The sequence below is a fragment of the Bacillus sp. bc15 genome, assembly GCF_900142585.1.
GTDB lineage: Bacteria > Bacillota > Bacilli > Bacillales > Bacillaceae_G > Bacillus_A > Bacillus_A cereus.
In genome coordinates, this window is record NZ_FRBJ01000009.1 from 147,323 (window position 1) to 164,238 (window position 16,916).

Here is a 16,916-nt window from a genome sequence, read left to right on the forward strand (position 1 = left end):
TGTGATCTTCTTGTTAATAGGTGTTTTTATTTTCCCATTGTTTTATGATAAATGTGGGAGAGAAATACATATAAAAGGGGAATTAAATATGGGGCCTACGCAAGAGACTTATACAATTGTACGTTATCAATCTGGTACATTTTCAAAACAACTTGACGAGATTGTTACAGAATCTCCTATTACTATTAAATTGAATGGTGAAGAATATGTAACAGTCGTATGCACACCAAATTATATTGAAGATATGGTAATTGGTTTTTTAATTTCTGAGGGGATTATTTCTTCCTATAACGATGTTGAAGAACTATGGGTTCAAAAAGATAACGGAATTGTCCATGTAAAATCATCAAAAGTGAATCTGCTCTATCAAACTTTATATAATAAACGATACATCACTTCTTGCTGCGGAAAAGGTAGACAAGGTTTTATTTTCGTAAACGATGCGGCAAAAGCAAAAGACTTACATGATATACATGTAAAAATTACTCCTGAAGAATGTTTTTACTTAATGAATACTTTACAACAATCTTCCACTACCTTTCGCCAAACTGGTGGTGTTCACAATACCGCGCTATGTGATCGAAATAATATCCTTCTATCAAGAATGGATATCGGAAGACATAATGCATTAGACAAAATATACGGTCATTGTTTACGCAATGATATATCTGTTAAAGGAAAAATTATCGCATTTAGCGGACGTATTTCATCCGAAATTTTACTCAAAGTTTCAAAAATCGGATGTGAAATTGTTCTATCTAAATCTGCCCCAACAAAACTAGCATTGCAACTTGCTCACGATTTAGGCATTACAGTCGTAGGATTTATTAGAAATGAATCTTGTAATATTTACACACATCCACATCGAATTGATGGTTATCAATCGAATAACTAAAATAGCTCCTCAATTGAGGAGTTATTTTAGTTATGAAAATGTAATATATTAAAGACTTGAATAGTTAATAAAGTTAATATATAATTTCATTACATATTAAAAAACAAAGCATTGTAGCATATATCTTTTCATTCTTTTACAAATTAAAAGAGACTGCTAACAAAACACATACACAATCTTATAAAAGTAATGGATTTATTTTATTTGAAATCGACCAAGGAGGTTACAACTATGGAAATTCGCTTATTAACGACAGAGGACGCAGAAATATATTTAAAAGTTTGTATGGAAGGTTTAACGAAGAACCCGGAAGCTTTTAGCTCTTCCTATGAAGATGTTTTGAAACATGAGGATCCTGTAGCTGCTATGGCAAAACGATTAAGCAATCCGGATAAGTATACTCTAGGGGTCTTCAAAGATGATGATTTAATCGGCATTGCTACTTTAGAAACAAAGCCTTTTATTAAACAAGAACATAAAGCAAAAATCGGTTCCGTTTTCGTTTCCCCAAAAGCGCGTGGCCTTGGAGCAGGACGAGCTCTTATTAAAGCAATTATTGAAAATGCCGATAAATTACATGTAGAACAACTTATGCTCGATGTTGTAGTTGGTAACGCCGGTGCCAAAAAATTATATGAATCATTAGGTTTCCAAACTTACGGCGTACAAGAGCGTTCATTAAAACATAACGGTCAATATTGGGACGAGGAACATATGGTTCTGTTCTTAAATGATTAATACTTCAATATAGTTTTCCAAAAGCATCTTTTTATTAAGAAAGATGCTTTTTTCATTACAACAATGTAATCTTCATGTCACCTTTATCGATCGTACCAATCCTTACCATTCATTATACTAAAAATATAAAGTGACACTTTACTCAGTGGGGAACCACATCTCACACTGATCGCATGTACTTGATATGTAAAGGAGAATGTGACATGAAACAAAACAAACGAGCTATGCTTTTAATATTTACTACAGCAATTATAACTTCTGGATTAGCAATTTTACCTTGGTTTATTATATAGAAATACTCCCCCTAACAACGAAAAAAGCTGATTGCTTCTTAAGAAGCAATCAGCTTTTTTTATATTATAAAATCCCCAAAATTTTATTTACGCAACTTATAATAATAACCATAGATACGGCAACGCACATGACAACCGTATTACGATCTTGCTTTTCTTTTTTTGAAATTTCTTCTTTTGAATTCATGTGTATGATCTCCTTTTAAAAAAAGTGTGAGATAGGAAATTTTTCTTATCCGATGCGAGGTGAATACGAAAACCCTCTCTATCTCACATACACAATAGAATGGAATTGTCATTTTATAAATAAAATGACATGACGTTATGTCGCAACATAGGGTATTTTGTGTCGCTACGTTTTCTATTATAAAAAATAGTTGTGCAAAACTAGTGCATTTTTTATGTCAATTACTCTGAGCGAAAAAATCAGCCCTCCATTCAATCACATAAAAAGAGTTTTTTATTATTTTCATGTAAACTATACAAGTAGAATGAACAGTTTGGGGTGCACAAGATTATGGTAAAAATTTTATTAGTAGACGATGAAGAACGTATGTTACGATTATTAGATCTGTTCTTAAGCCCTCGCGGCTATTTTTGTATGAAAGCTACCTCTGGCCTTGAAGCACTAAAATTAATCGAACAAAAAGAATTCGATATTATTTTATTAGATGTTATGATGCCAAATATGGATGGATGGGATACTTGCTATCAAATTCGTCAAATTTCCAACGTTCCTATCATTATGTTAACAGCTCGCAACCAAAACTACGATATGGTGAAAGGCCTCACGATGGGCGCAGATGATTATATTACAAAACCATTTGATGAGCATGTATTAGTCGCACGAATCGAGGCTATATTACGCCGTACAAAAAAAGATGGCTTTGTTAGTTTCAATGGTATTGAGTGGGATAAAACGAAACATACTGTCACAGTTTATGATGAAAAAATCTCGCTAACTCCTATCGAATTTTCGTTACTCGGGCTATTTTTGCAAAATACAAACCGTGCTTATAGCCGAGATGATTTAATCGAAAAAATTTGGGGCTATGAAACAGATATCGAATATAGAACAATTGACTCACACATTCGTAATATCCGTGATAAACTACGCAAAAAAGGATTTCCGATTGAAGATTACCTAGAAACGGTCTATAAAGTCGGATATAAATGGAAAAGTGAATAATTACTTCGGTCAGTGGGAAATCGTATACCACTGACTCTTTATTATGAATAAGGTATGGTGAAAAAATGAGTAAACTTTCCCTTAAAATTGGGACATACTTTTTAATATTAGCTTTATGTATTGAAACAATTGCTTTCGTATCTTTTTATAAAAGCCTTTCAAAAATGCGTATTGTAGAGGAAACAGATGCTCTTTTAGAGAAAGGTAATCGCTATAGTAAAAAAATTAAAAGCCGCGAGAGACGGGATGAATATTATAAAGAAATGAAACACGCTGAACATAATAAAAATCCTAAACGTCCTGTGTACCCTGAGTTCGATATTACGAATGAGGCTGCACACTTAGTTGAATCGGAATCAATTTCTAACTCCGATATAGCTATCATTATTACTGACCATAACGGCAAAATTATTTCCACCTCAGAACCCGTAACAAAAGATATGCAAAAACAACTTACTTGTAAAACAGAAACTGTCCCTGACGGCGGCTTAGTCGTTGAAAGGAACTGGAAAAAATCAAAGTTCATCACAACAGTAAGCCCACTTAACACAACAAAGTTTCAAGGAAAGCTATATATGTTATTAAAAACATCTTTCCTAGAAAATATGTTGCTTAAACTCATGAACCAATTTCTTATCATTAGCGTTTTAACAATTATTTTAACAACAATTTCTGTCTTTGTTTTTTCACGCGTTATTACAGAACCACTTGTAAAAATGAAGAGAGCGACAGAAAAAATGTCAAAATTAAACAAGCCAATTCAATTAGGTATTAAACGAAATGATGAACTCGGAAGTTTAGCAAAAACAATTGAAGATTTATCGAGTGAACTTACGTATATGAAAAAAGAGCGCAATGAATTTCTCGCTAGTGTCGCTCATGAACTATTAACTCCATTGACCTATATGAAAGGTTATGCGAAGGTAGCAAAGAGAGACTCTTTAACAAAAGAGGAGCGAGAAGAATACTTACAAATCATTGAGGATGAAACGGATAGTGTAACCGATCTCGTCCAAGATTTATTTATGCTTGTACAATTAGAACAACACCAATTTGTTATAAAAAAACAAAAAGTGCTTCTTCAGCCATTTTTAGAACGAATGGTAGAAAAAACAAAAACAACATTAACAAATAAGCAAATGCAACTTCATGTATATTGCAAAGATGTTTTAGAAGTTTGTATAGACGAAAGACGTATGGAACAAGTTATGTTAAATTTATTACACAACGCTTATCAACATTCGCCAGAAAACACAGCCATTACGATACGTGTACTTACAAAAACAGATTCTTTTACAATAAGTGTACAAGATGAAGGTGAAGGTATTCCTGAAGAAGATATCCCGCATATATTTGACCGTTTTTATCGTGTCGATAAATCTAGAACACGAGCTACAGGCGGAAAAGGTATCGGGCTAGCTGTTGCAAAGGAAATTGTAGAATTGCATAACGGTTCTATTCTAGTAACAAGCCAATTAGGAGCGGGAACAAACTTTATAATCGAGCTACCTTTTGAATAATATGCGTGTGAAAACACCAGTAGTAGTAAACACTACTGGTGTTATTTTGTTCATAAAAACAGTTCATATAAGCTAAGCTTTTGAAATTATTCTTATTTCAATATAAAATAAAGGTACATTTGCAAAGATTTGGAGGGTGATATAATTGGATATCCATGTATTAACAAAAGACGAAGCAGAAATTTACTTAGAACTTCGCGTAGAAGGATTAAAGCAAAACCCTGAAGCATTCAGCTCTTCTTATGAAGATATTATTAATAAAGAGTGTGCGATTGAATATAAAGCACAAAAATTAGCACAAGATGAAAACTATACGCTAGGTGCATTTAAAGATGGAAAATTAATCGGGGTTGCAACACTGGAAACGAAACCATATGTAAAACAAGAACATAAAGCTAAAATCGGTTCTGTATATGTATCTCCAAAAGCACGCGGACTTGGAGCAGGAAAAGCACTTATTAAAGAATGTCTTGAGCTTGCTAAATCTTTAGAAGTAGAACAAGTTATGCTTGATGTTGTTGTTGGAAACGATGGAGCGAAAAAACTTTATGAATCATTAGGTTTTAAAACATTCGGTGTACAAGAACGTTCATTAAAATATAACGGACAATATTGGGACGAAGAGCATATGGTCTTATTCTTAGATGAAAATAAATAATAAAAAACATCCTCATGTTTGGAGGATGTTTTTTACTTTCTTGTAAACCATGCCGTGTGTAATAATTGAATCGCTTTCGCAATTTCTTCCTCTGATAATATCGCAAACCCAAGTAAAACTACACTCTCAGGCGCCGTACCGTCTTTATAGTACGTAGACACAGGATATATTTTGATACTATGTTTCGCAGCTTCTTGAATTAATTCTTCTTCCCGCATTCCATTATGCACTTTTAATAAAATGTGTAATCCCGAATCTTCTCCTATCACTTCAACACGATTAGAGAAATACTTCTCTATTTCAAAAACAAGTCGATCTCTCTTCTTTCGGTAGACGACACGCATTTTATGAATATGTTTTTCCCAATAGCCTTCATTTAAAAATCTTCTAATCACTTCTTGGTCCATTCTTGAAACACTTTGTGTATAAAATAAATATTGCTGTTGATACTTTTTAATTAATTTCTTCGGCAACACCATATAGCTCATCCGTAGCGATGGCAATAATGCTTTAGATAGCGTCCCCATATAAATAACTTTCCCCTCTGTATCTAACCCTTGCAGCGCCGGTATAGGCTTTCCAGAATAGCGAAATTCACTATCGTAATCATCTTCAATAATATACCTGCTCTCTTCTTTCTTTGCCCATTGTAAAAGCTGCATCCTTCTCGTAATAGGCATAATCATTCCATATGGAAACTGATGGGAAGGTGTAACAAATACAACATTCGCATTGCTATTTTCTAAATCTGCAATACAAATTCCATCTCTATCTAAAGATAACATTTGGACTCTTGCTTCCCCCTTTTCAAAAACAACCATCTTTCTATGATACCCTGGGTTTTCAACTGCATAATTGCTTCCCTTTAACAATTGAAACAATAGTTTCACTAATATTTGTGTTCCCGCTCCTAATATAATTTGACTAGCTGAACAACGTACACCTCTAGATTCATACAAATAATTCGTAATCTCTTCTCTTAAGCTCGCTTCCCCTTGAGGGTGTCCTAGAAAGAGAAGTTCGTTATTATGCGGCTGCCATATTTCATTTACAATTTTCCGATACATATTGAATGGAAAAGCATTTGTATCAATTCCTGTTTGTGTAAAGTCAAATTTATAACTCTTCTCCTGAAACAGTACTTCTTCTATTCTCTCTCCGCTATCCTCTATATGAACCATTTGCTCAATCTTGCATACAAAATAACCTTTTCTCGATATCGACTCAATATAACCTTCTGCAAGTAATTGTTCGTACGCTGCCTCTACTGTATTTTTACTTACTTGTAAATGTATCGCTAACTTTCGCTTAGCCGGTAATTTCGTAAAAGGGACAATCGATCCATCTTTAATTTCTTTTTTTATATACTCATACAATTGCACATACAATGCCTTTTTACTATTCATATTTAAATTAGGCGTTAATTCTAACATAATATCTGACCCCTTAATAAAAATAAAATCTGATACTTTTTACAGTACCAGAAGTTATATATAATTCCTTTTATCATGTCACACATAAAAAATCAAATACTGGAGAGGAGAAACATGATAATGAACAATGGTAGACGTATCGGACTCATTATGATTATTACAGGGGCTACATTATGGGGATTATCTGGTCCAATGATTCAGTGGCTATTTCAACATACTAATGTATCCTCAATTGATTTTTTAACAATTCGATTGTTGCTCGCAGGAATATTTATTTTGTCTTTCTTACTTATAAAGAAACAAAACATATTTCAAATTTGGAAACACCCTAGATATTTTATACAACTTATTATTTTCTCTATTCTCGGCATGCTTGGTGCGCAATACGCCTTTATCGAAACAGTTCATATTAGTAACGCGGTCACAGCAACACTATTTCAATTTCTAGGTCCTGTTCTTATAACCATGTATGTTGCATTTGAACAAAGAAAATTCCCTGCTTCCATGCAACTATTCGCAATTATAGCCGCGCTAATAGGAACATACTTTATTATTACAAATGGCTCAATTGAAAATGTTGTTTTATCTAAAGAAGCTATTATTTTTGGACTATTAACAGCAATTGGATTTGCATTTTATACCCTTCATCCGGCTTCTCTCATTAAAGAATGTGGGACAACTGTAGTAATTGGTTGGGGGATGTTAATCGGAGGAATTGCACTACTTATTTATAATCGTTCATTCGGGTGGAATCACTTTTCACAAACCCTTACACTAAAAACTTTTTCTATGCTTATCCTTATCATTATTAGTGGTACCCTTTCTTTCCTTCTATATATCGGTAGTCTTAAATATTTAGCAGCAACAGAAACAAGCATTTTATCTAGCATTGAACCCCTTGTAGCTGCCATCGTTTCAATTACTTGGCTAAATGAATCTTTTGGAACATATCAATTATTAGGCGGCGTATGTATCGTTCTGTCCGTTATTTTTTTGACGATGCCTCAAAAAGAAACCGAACCAACCTATACAACTGAACAAGTATAAAGTGAAACTTTAATTAGTGGGGCTATCTCCCACTGATTATTAACCTACACCAATCGGGCTTTTACGGGATAAAAAATGTCAAAAGAGGTCGTACAAAACTTACGACCTCTTTTTATACTTTAAAGGAATTGTCCCGCCTTCTAGCAAATACAATTACACTAACAATAAAAACTAGGAGTGTGGCACCATGAAAAAAATCGGAACTATGCTACTTCTCTCCTTCCTCATCACTGGATGCACACCAGCACAACCTGATTCAAAAGCATCTAAAACTGAAGCTGTCGCAACGTCATCCAATCAAGTGAACGCACCTTCCTTCTTTCATCTTAGTGTTTTAAAAGATGTAAATTGGGAAGAAGCCCCCTCATTCATAGACGGAAAAATACCTTTAAAAGGCATCGAAGGAAAAATCGCAATGGCTGATAGTCCTATTATCGCGAATGAACAAAATGAAATAATGTGGTACTTTCTAGATTCTGAAATACCAACTGGAAAATTGTCTATTATTGCGCTAAAACAAGGATCTGTAACTCCGACACCAGTACTCTTTCAAAAAGAAACTTCCAAACAAACTTGGACCACTTCAAATACAATCGATTCTACTGCAAACGAACTCCCTCTCACTATGTCACTACCTTCATCTGGATTATGGTTATTAAATATATATGTGAATGAAAAATATTATGATCAGTTTGTAATCACTGCTGAGTAAAGTGACAAAAATAAACCACTTTCTTACAACAATGTAATTTCTACGGCATGTACTTCGATAGTTGAATTATCTCTCTTCTCTTATACTTAAAGTAAGAAATGAAACGAGGAGAGATGAGAGATGAAAAAAATGATAGAAGTAATCGTAGCAGTAACTGAGGTTTTAGTGAATGGTAAACAAGTTGCAATGGAATTAAATAAATAGTGAAGAAACATAAATAATTCTACACTTCTTCATTATTTTGATTTCTTATCTCAAAAAAGCAGTGCCTTTTAGGCACTGCTTTTAGCTATTAATAACTTGGTATTTTCGTAATTTGCGCCACGCCCGAATCAATAGCTGCTTTCGCTACTGCTTCTGCAACACTTGGAACAACTCTTTTATCTAATGGATTCGGGATTACATAATTCGCATTACGTTCTTCGTCAGTAATGATGTTAGCGATCCCATATGCTGCCGCTAATTTCATCTCTTCTGTAATATCAGTTGCGCGCACATCTAACGCACCGCGGAATATTCCGGGAAACGCCAATACATTATTTACTTGATTCGCATAATCCGAGCGCCCAGTTCCTACTACAGCTGCCCCAGCCTCTAATGCATCCTCAGGGAAGATTTCTGGAATTGGATTCGCCATTGCAAACACAATTGCTTTCTCATTCATCGTCTGTACAAGTTCTTTCGTTAATACGTTAGGAGCAGATACGCCAATAAAAATATCAGCTTGGTGAATCGCTTCTTTTAACGTTCCACGCACATGTTCACGATTTGTCTTTTTTGAAACTTCAATTTGTGCTTCGTTCATCCATGTTTCACCTTCACAAACAATACCTTCTAGGCTAACTAGCGTAATGTGCTTTGCACCAGCCTTTAATAATAATTTTCCAATTGCAATTCCTGCCGAACCCGCACCGTTAATAACGATTTTCACATTATCCATTTGTTTGCTAACAACTTTTAATGCATTAATAACAGCTGCTAAAACGACAATAGCTGTTCCATGTTGATCATCATGGAATACAGGAATATTCGTCTCTTCTTTTAATCGTTTTTCAATTTCAAAACAACGTGGTGCTGCAATATCTTCTAAATTAATCCCTGCAAATGTAGGCTCTAAATTTTTTACAAGGGTAACGATTTCATCTACATCCGTTGTGCCTAAACATAATGGGAAAGCATCTACATTCGCAAATTTCTTAAATAAAATACTTTTTCCTTCCATAACAGGCATAGCCGCTTTCGGTCCAATGTTTCCTAAACCAAGTACCGCTGTTCCATCTGAAACAACTGCCACCATATTACCACGTGCTGTATAGTCATACACCGTTTCTTCATCTGCCGCAATTGCTTTACAAGACTCCGCTACACCTGGTGTATACGTCAGGCTTAAATCATCCGCTGAATTTACTTCCACTTTACTTGTAATTTCAATTTTCCCTACTAATTCTTTATGCAATAACAATGATCTTTCATTAATTTGATTTGCTAACATACTTATAATCTCCCCTTAATTTGACAAGCTAGCTATATGAATATAGCTAGCTTGTTTGATCATGAAAACATTTTTAATAATATTGTCGCTGTTACAACCATTGCGGCTCCGCCTAAACGAGTAGAAATTTGCGCGAACGGCATTAATTCCATACGATTTGAAGCTGATAAAATAGCAACATCTCCAGTTCCACCTAAACCGCTATGACATCCAGTTACAATCGCCGATTCAACTGGATACATCTTCATCACTTTCCCTACAATAAAACCTGATGCTACCATTGTAAGAACAACCGATGCGCACACAACAACATATCCTACTGAAAGAACTGCTGCTACGTCTTTTAACGGAATATATAGCAATCCTAATCCAACCATTAAAGGCCAAGTTAAATTCTTCGAAATAAATTTATATAAATGGAATGCTCCTTGCTCCATTTTTGCTGGCATTAATTTAAAGTATTTCACAAGTGCTGCTGAAAAAATCATAATGATTGCCCCAGGAATACCGATGAACTTAGAAGCAAATCCTCCGAAGATGAAGAACGTACACGCAATTAATAAACCTGCTCCCATTAATGAGAAGTCAATTGGCTTCTCTGTATTTTGTTCTTTTAATAATTCTGCTTGATTGTCTGTTTTCACTAATACACCGTTACCACTAAGCTCCGGTTTCTTCTCACCTAAACGCTTCATATACCCTGCACTTACAATTGCGAACATATTTCCAATAATAGCTGCTGGAATAAGCTGTGATACAAACGTTGCTGACGATTCATTTAAAATATCACTATAAGCTAGCGACAATGGTAAAATCCCTTCCCCGATACCACCACTTACAATTGGTACGATGATAAAGAAGAATGTGTGCTTCATTTCAAATCCAAATAATGAACCGACCAATAACCCTACTGCTACAGAAGCTAACGTCCCTACTACTAAAGGAATAAACATGCGAACGAAACCTTGTACTAACACTTTACGGTTCATTCCTAAAATACTTCCGACTACTAAACAAGAAATATATAAATATAAAAAGTTCGATTTTTTCATTAACATAGTCGCAGCTTCCATTGAAGCTGGATTCATCCAGTTAAAAAATACAAGTAATGATGGAATAAATAACGAAAGTATTGCTGGACCGCCGATATTTTTTAAAATTGGAATTCTCATCCCAATATCGCCTAAGAAAATCCCCATGATCATAATAACTGCAAATCCACCAATCATATCTGCTGGCAATTTATTATATACAGATGCCCCATAAATAATAGCAGCCAATACTACATATAACGGTAAAGGTATAACACCGATTTTTACATTCATAATTTTAGAAGCGAAAGATTCTCTTTGTACTTCATTTCCTTCAGAAAATGATACCGCTTCCACATTCTTTTGAATTCCCATATGGCACCCCCTCGTTTTCTTAATAACAATATTAAAACGCTTTCAATAGTAAAAATAGTTTTTGTAAGTTTTGTAATTGATTTTGTAATTAAAAAAAGTATAAGCGACTTATACTAAGTCGCTTATACGTAAAACTCTATTTTCTTTTGATTAACACATCTTAATTTACTTACAGGTCTTCCCACATGTTGGTACATCATTTCGTTTTCTAACACCCCAATGTCAGTCAGAAACATTACATATTTCCGAATAGAAACTCTTGAAATTCCAACTAATTGTGCCATTTCATCTGTTGTAAACGCTCGTCCATTCAACGACTCGATCTTCTGCCAAATTAATTGCAACGTTTGCTTCGTTAATCCTTTCGGAAGCTCTTTAGTGACAGTAGGCTCTCTTTTTTCTTTTTGTAAAATTAACGAATCTAATTCCGATTGACTAAGCTTTTGTTGTTCTTTCATGAAAGTAAGTTTTTCTCGATATATAGTTAATGCCTCTTTAAATCGTTCGAATGTAAATGGTTTAATTAAATAATCTACAACTCCGTATTGTAATGCTTTTTTAATACTCCCCATATCATGTACAGCTGAAATCATTATAATATCGATTTCTTTTTCTTGATTCCGAATATACATTAAAAGCTCAAACCCAGTCTCTTCAGGCATAAAAATATCAAGTAATACTAAATCCACTCGTGATTTCTCTAATACTTCTATCGCCGACTTTACTGAGTTAACTGCTTGAACAAGTTCAAACCCTCCTACTTGCTCTAAATAATGCGTATTTAACATTGCTACCATCGGGTCATCTTCTACAATTAAAACTTTAATCATATTTGCCTCTCATCCCTACCTTTAGGTATTTCAATTGTTATCGTTGTTCCCTTTCCTACTAATGAATGTATATCAATTTCCCCATTTATTCGCTGTATACTTTCTTTTACAAGATACAAACCATAACCGCGGTTATCTCCCTTTGTTGAATAACCTTTCGTAAATAATGCCTCTATTTCTTTTTCTTGTATACCTTTTCCCGTATCTTGTACTGTAATAGTTAATATATCCCCATATTGTATCTCAACTTCAACTTGCTTCTTTTCACAATTCGTCACTGCCTCTAACGCATTATCAATTAAATTTCCCACAATCGTAATAAGTTCATGAGTAATACTTTCATCATCTATTTCCGGCATATGAGAATCTTCACTTATAATTAATTTGATATTCTTCTCTCTAGCATAGCTGAGCTTACCTAGTAAAAAACCAGCAAATACTGGATTTTTTATTCTTTTCATAACTCCACCAATTTCATATTGATGCTCTGATACCATACCGCTTATATACTTCTGTAATTCTTCATACTGTTTCATATGTGTAAGCCCTAATACGACATGCATCTTATTCATAAACTCATGAGATTGTGCCCGTAATGCTTCTGCATATAGTCTAATACCAGTTAGTTCCTCTGCTAGTTTTCGAATCTCTGTTTTATCACGAAATGTTGCAATTGCGCCAACTATTTCTCCTTTTACATATAAAGGAACTCGATTCGTCACAATCGTAATTCCATAAATATTTTGTTCTTCGTTTAATTGTACTTCTCCCGTTTGCAATACTTCTTTTATACGTGAATTCGGCATATACAACTCAACATCTTTACCGATAAAATCTTCTTCAAGTCCGCTTTTTTTAAATAGACGTTTCGCTTCATTATTAATTAGCGTTACTCTAGCCTCTTTATCTACAGCAATAATACCTTCCTTTACAGATTGTAGCATCGTATTTCTTTCTTCAAGAATTTTTGCTATCCTGTGAGGTTCAAGACCGAATAAGCTTTTCTTTATATGTCTAGCTAGCAATATCGCTCCTATAATTCCGACTAATACTCCAACTCCAACTCCAATATAAATGATATATCTACTTTCCTTAACTCTCTCTTTTACATTATCTGCTGAAATACCGACCGCCACCGCTCCAAGCTGTTCACCCGTTTCAGAAAATACAGGTACAAACACTCGCATTGAAATACCTAAAGTTCCTTCTGCCAGTGATACATGTTCCTTTCCTTTCAATGCAGGCCCTTCATCTCCCCCAATAAAATGATGACCTATTTTTTGAGGATTTGGATGTGATTTTCTTATTCCATTCATGTCCATAACTACAATAAATTGAACACCTGTGTTTTTTAATATCCTATTTGTATACGTTTGGATTGCAGAAGTATCTGCTTTCCCAATCAAGCCATCGATTACAATCGAATCATTCGCCACAATGTGTGCAATTGTTTTTGCTTTCTCTGCTTGGTTATCCTCCGTTGTCCGTTCTACATTGTGACTAATTAATATATCTGTCACAAGTAAAGAAAAAATCACAACTGTACAAACTAACAATGTAATCGTTTTCCATAAATTCCATAGTCTTTTTCTTTTTTTCATCCCGTTAATGACTCCCCTAATTGCTGAATAGAAAAATAAGTAAGGTGATATTATTTTCACCTTACTTATCTGCTGTTATTATACTTTAAATTTACTAGTCATCGCTTGTAATTCTTCTGCCATCCCAGCTAAGTTTTGCGAAGCAGAACTAATTTCTTCCATTGAATTAACTTGTTCTTCTGTTGAAGCTGCAACACTTTGCATACTAGCTGTATTTTCTTCTGCAGCCGCTGCAATTTCATCAATAGCATTTGTCACTTCATTTGCATCTCCCGCAATTCTCTTCGTTGTTTCTACCATTTGATTAACTTGAGAAACAATATGTGTAGTAGAACTTAAAATTTCCGTAAAACTTACTTTCGTTTTTGTTACAACATCAAGGCCTTGTTGAACTTCTCCATTCACATTATCCATTGCCTTAACAGTATGTTCAATATCCGCCTTAATTTCTGCAATTAAATTTGCAATCTCTCCAGATGACTCTCCTGATTGCTCTGCTAATTTTCTAACCTCATCTGCTACAATAGCAAATCCTCGTCCCTGTTCACCTGCTCTTGCTGCTTCAATAGCCGCATTTAAAGCTAATAAGTTCGTTTGAGTAGCGATATTTTGAATTGCTTCAGAAATAGCTCCTACCTGCTTTGATTTCTCATCAAGAAGTTTAATAATAGCATCTGACTCGGATACCGACCTAGAAATAGACTGCATTTGTTTTGCGGTTTGTTCAACTAAATCTTCTCCCTCTTCAGCTCTTTCTCGCGCATGTAATGAGGAAATAGAAATTGACTCTGCGCTTCCAGTTACATCTTGAATTGCTGTATTTACTTGTTGTAATGTAGCCGCACCTTCTTCAACACCTTGGCTTTGTGATTCAGCCCCACCTGATACTTGCTCCATTGCAATTGTAATTTGATCTGTCGCATCATTCGCTTGCTGTACGCTCGCTGTCAACTCTTCTGCCGATGCTGCAACATGTTCTGCTGAAAAGCTAATTTGGGTAATAACATCTTGTAAAGACGTAGACATTTCATTAAATGAATTCCCTAGTTTCCCTATATCATCTTTGGAATGGATTGTAATTTTCTCTGTTAAATCTCCCTTACTAATTTTATGTGCCGATTCAGCTATTTTTCGTAATGGCCTTGTAATAGACTTTGTAATGAAATAAATTAATACACTACCAAATACAATAGCGATAGCAATAACAATTAAAGTCTTATAAAACACTGGATTTGCAGCTTGGGTAATTTCTTCATCGAACATAACGCCAACTACTTTCCAGCCTGTTTTCTCATTTGTTGCAAAGATTAAATTCTTTTTATCATCTTGTTCTGTATAAGACACATTTCCTTGTTTATCTTCATAAATTGGTTTAATCCAAGGATCAGTAACTTTTGTACCTGGTTTTCTAGATGGATGACTAACAATTTGCTTATTTTGATCTAAAATAACTGCATAACCTTTTTCACCAATGTTAATCATTTTGGAAATTTTTAAGATGTTATCTAAGTTTAAATTAATTCCTATAACACCTTTACCATCTTTTACTTCTTTCGCAATTGTCACTACCATATTTTTTGTAGATGCTGACTGATATGGCGCAGTAACAATTACTTTCCCTTTATTTTCATGTGCTTCTTTATACCAAGATCTATCTGTTGGATTATACCCATCAGCCATTTGAATAAATGGTTCTCTTATAAACTTTCCCGTCTCTGTTCCAATATAAATACCTTCTACTTCTGGATGAAGCTTTATATATTGTGCTAACTTCGTTCTTACTATTTCTTCTTGTCCATTTGGATATGTATCCTCTGTTAAGATGTCTGCAAAGTACGTCGCATCAACAAATTTCTCTTCTATATTTTGAGAAATAACAGTATTTAAAATCGAAATATTCTCCTTTGCCTTATCTGTCATTTGATGTTCAAAATTTGTTTTGGCAGTTTGATATGAAACACCACCGATAATAATTCCTGGTATAGTTAAAATAATAAAAAATGAAATGATTAATTTTTTATTGATACTCATACATTTAACCCAGTTAAATACTTTTTGCATAATAAGCCTCCTTTATGTAATGTGGATACTTGTGTCATTTTATACAATTAACATATATAAAACAATATATAATGATAAAATGTAATTTTTTCTTCAATTATGCATTTTTACATATTTACTCCCTATAAGTATTTTAATCATAAAAACAAGAGAACTTTAGCATTATATATGCTAAAGTTCTCTTATTTCTTAACAGCTTCTACTCTATAAAACTTCTCTTATAATCCTCAAATGTTTTATCCTTCACCTTATAGTCATATTACTAAAAATCTTCTTCCTAATTTATTTAGCGCTCTTTACATAACTAATTGCCTGACTTCCCATTTGTGCCCATGCCTGTTCAAAGGTTTCTCTCGGTACTTTTACATCTAAGCTATCCTCAAGTGGATCTCGAATATATACAGATTCCTGATCATACCCAATAAGTACAACACAATGTTCATTATACGTAATAGAAACATCTCCACTATTTGTTTCCCATGTAGTAAATTCATCTTCATCTAATGGTGCAAATGTTGCATTCGTGATCATGACTACAGGTTTCCCTGCTTTTACACTCTTATAAATTTCTTCTATATTCTTCCCTGTTAAGTCTACAGCTTTATTAGGTAAATATTTTTCCGCTAACTGAAAAAGTGGCCCATGATATACACCGTATCCTGATTCAGAGAATGTATAAATATTACCTACAAATCCTTCATTTGGATTCCCGCGCACACCATCGTCTATAAAATCAACTTTTTTTATTTCATTTGCTAATGTCATCTTATCCACTGAAACACCAGCGTATTGTAACATCATCGCTAAGCTTGTCACTTCACAGCCTCTATCCAATTCTGGTAACTGCTGAATTAATGGAACATTTGATAAGATGACTTTTTCATCGTTATTACTAAACTCCGTTTCTTTTCCTCTTTGTATATTTGAGAATGTTAACTTCTCTACATACTTTGGAATTCCATTTGTATATACACTCCATATTGCTGTACCTAGTAAAGCTGTACATATATACCACTTCAATTTTCTTATCGCTTTCACGCC

Annotated in this window: 15 protein-coding genes; 7 read left to right on the forward strand and 8 right to left on the reverse strand. The window is 34.1% G+C overall.

Features of this window, described 5'->3' with window-relative positions; all coding sequences use genetic code 11:
* Positions 1-88 precede the first annotated feature (88 nt).
* On the forward strand, positions 89-895 hold the full coding sequence (gene fdhD, locus BUA87_RS23820; protein WP_000529236.1) for a formate dehydrogenase accessory sulfurtransferase FdhD: 807 nt from the start codon (positions 89-91) through the stop codon (positions 893-895).
* 231 nt (positions 896-1,126) lie between these two features.
* A complete protein-coding gene (locus BUA87_RS23825; RefSeq protein WP_000405868.1) occupies positions 1,127-1,633 on the forward strand; it encodes a GNAT family N-acetyltransferase in 507 nt (168 codons plus the stop codon).
* Between the two features lie 357 nt (positions 1,634-1,990).
* On the opposite strand, the gene BUA87_RS31975 is transcribed toward BUA87_RS23825, so the two are convergent.
* Positions 1,991-2,113, reverse strand: coding sequence for a hypothetical protein (locus BUA87_RS31975; RefSeq protein ID WP_001085006.1), 123 nt, complete (start codon positions 2,111-2,113; stop codon positions 1,991-1,993).
* A gap of 330 nt (positions 2,114-2,443) precedes the next feature.
* Here BUA87_RS31975 and BUA87_RS23830 point away from each other — a divergent pair, with 330 nt between their 5' ends.
* From BUA87_RS23830 to BUA87_RS23840, 3 genes are all read left to right on the forward strand, one after another.
* The gene (locus tag BUA87_RS23830; protein WP_000238956.1) at positions 2,444-3,115 is read left to right on the forward strand and encodes a response regulator transcription factor; all 672 of its coding nucleotides are present in this window, start codon (positions 2,444-2,446) and stop codon (positions 3,113-3,115) included.
* Positions 3,116-3,180: 65 nt separating this feature from the next.
* Positions 3,181-4,635, forward strand: coding sequence for a HAMP domain-containing sensor histidine kinase (locus BUA87_RS23835; protein WP_000041025.1), 1,455 nt, complete (start codon positions 3,181-3,183; stop codon positions 4,633-4,635).
* Between the two features lie 145 nt (positions 4,636-4,780).
* On the forward strand, positions 4,781-5,293 hold the full coding sequence (locus BUA87_RS23840) for a GNAT family N-acetyltransferase (RefSeq protein ID WP_000351212.1): 513 nt from the start codon (positions 4,781-4,783) through the stop codon (positions 5,291-5,293).
* A gap of 32 nt (positions 5,294-5,325) precedes the next feature.
* On the opposite strand, the gene BUA87_RS23845 is transcribed toward BUA87_RS23840, so the two are convergent.
* Positions 5,326-6,726 (reverse strand): MocR-like pyridoxine biosynthesis transcription factor PdxR, encoded by a 1,401-nt coding sequence (locus BUA87_RS23845; RefSeq protein ID WP_000891880.1) that lies wholly within the window; start codon positions 6,724-6,726, stop codon positions 5,326-5,328.
* A gap of 120 nt (positions 6,727-6,846) precedes the next feature.
* On the opposite strand from BUA87_RS23845, the gene BUA87_RS23850 reads away from it, so the two are divergent.
* Both BUA87_RS23850 and BUA87_RS23855 read left to right on the forward strand, forming a co-directional pair.
* Positions 6,847-7,773 carry a DMT family transporter gene (locus BUA87_RS23850; protein ID WP_001059049.1) on the forward strand — a complete coding sequence of 309 codons (927 nt, stop codon included), beginning with the start codon at positions 6,847-6,849 and terminating at the stop codon, positions 7,771-7,773.
* A 187-nt stretch (positions 7,774-7,960) separates the two neighbouring features.
* Positions 7,961-8,485: a DUF4871 domain-containing protein gene (locus tag BUA87_RS23855; RefSeq protein WP_000719680.1), complete on the forward strand. Its 525-nt coding sequence runs from the start codon at positions 7,961-7,963 to the stop codon at positions 8,483-8,485.
* Positions 8,486-8,777: 292 nt separating this feature from the next.
* On the opposite strand, the gene BUA87_RS23860 is transcribed toward BUA87_RS23855, so the two are convergent.
* The 6 genes from BUA87_RS23860 to BUA87_RS23885 all read right to left on the reverse strand — a co-directional run bounded on the left by BUA87_RS23860 (position 8,778) and on the right by BUA87_RS23885 (position 16,913).
* The gene (locus BUA87_RS23860) at positions 8,778-9,977 is read right to left on the reverse strand and encodes an NAD(P)-dependent malic enzyme (protein ID WP_000880781.1); all 1,200 of its coding nucleotides are present in this window, start codon (positions 9,975-9,977) and stop codon (positions 8,778-8,780) included.
* Between the two features lie 59 nt (positions 9,978-10,036).
* Positions 10,037-11,383 carry a 2-hydroxycarboxylate transporter family protein gene (locus BUA87_RS23865; protein WP_000512721.1) on the reverse strand — a complete coding sequence of 449 codons (1,347 nt, stop codon included), beginning with the start codon at positions 11,381-11,383 and terminating at the stop codon, positions 10,037-10,039.
* Positions 11,384-11,505: 122 nt separating this feature from the next.
* Positions 11,506-12,213 carry a response regulator gene (locus BUA87_RS23870; RefSeq protein WP_000598688.1) on the reverse strand — a complete coding sequence of 236 codons (708 nt, stop codon included), beginning with the start codon at positions 12,211-12,213 and terminating at the stop codon, positions 11,506-11,508.
* The gene (locus BUA87_RS23875; RefSeq protein ID WP_065229735.1) at positions 12,210-13,814 is read right to left on the reverse strand and encodes a sensor histidine kinase; all 1,605 of its coding nucleotides are present in this window, start codon (positions 13,812-13,814) and stop codon (positions 12,210-12,212) included. Before BUA87_RS23875 ends, BUA87_RS23870 begins: the two co-directional genes overlap by 4 nt.
* Positions 13,815-13,892: 78 nt before the next feature.
* Positions 13,893-15,875 (reverse strand): methyl-accepting chemotaxis protein, encoded by a 1,983-nt coding sequence (locus BUA87_RS23880; protein ID WP_071714238.1) that lies wholly within the window; start codon positions 15,873-15,875, stop codon positions 13,893-13,895.
* A gap of 282 nt (positions 15,876-16,157) precedes the next feature.
* Positions 16,158-16,913, reverse strand: a complete 756-nt coding sequence (locus tag BUA87_RS23885; protein WP_071714237.1) for a C39 family peptidase — start codon at positions 16,911-16,913, stop codon at positions 16,158-16,160.
* Positions 16,914-16,916: the final 3 nt, after the last annotated feature.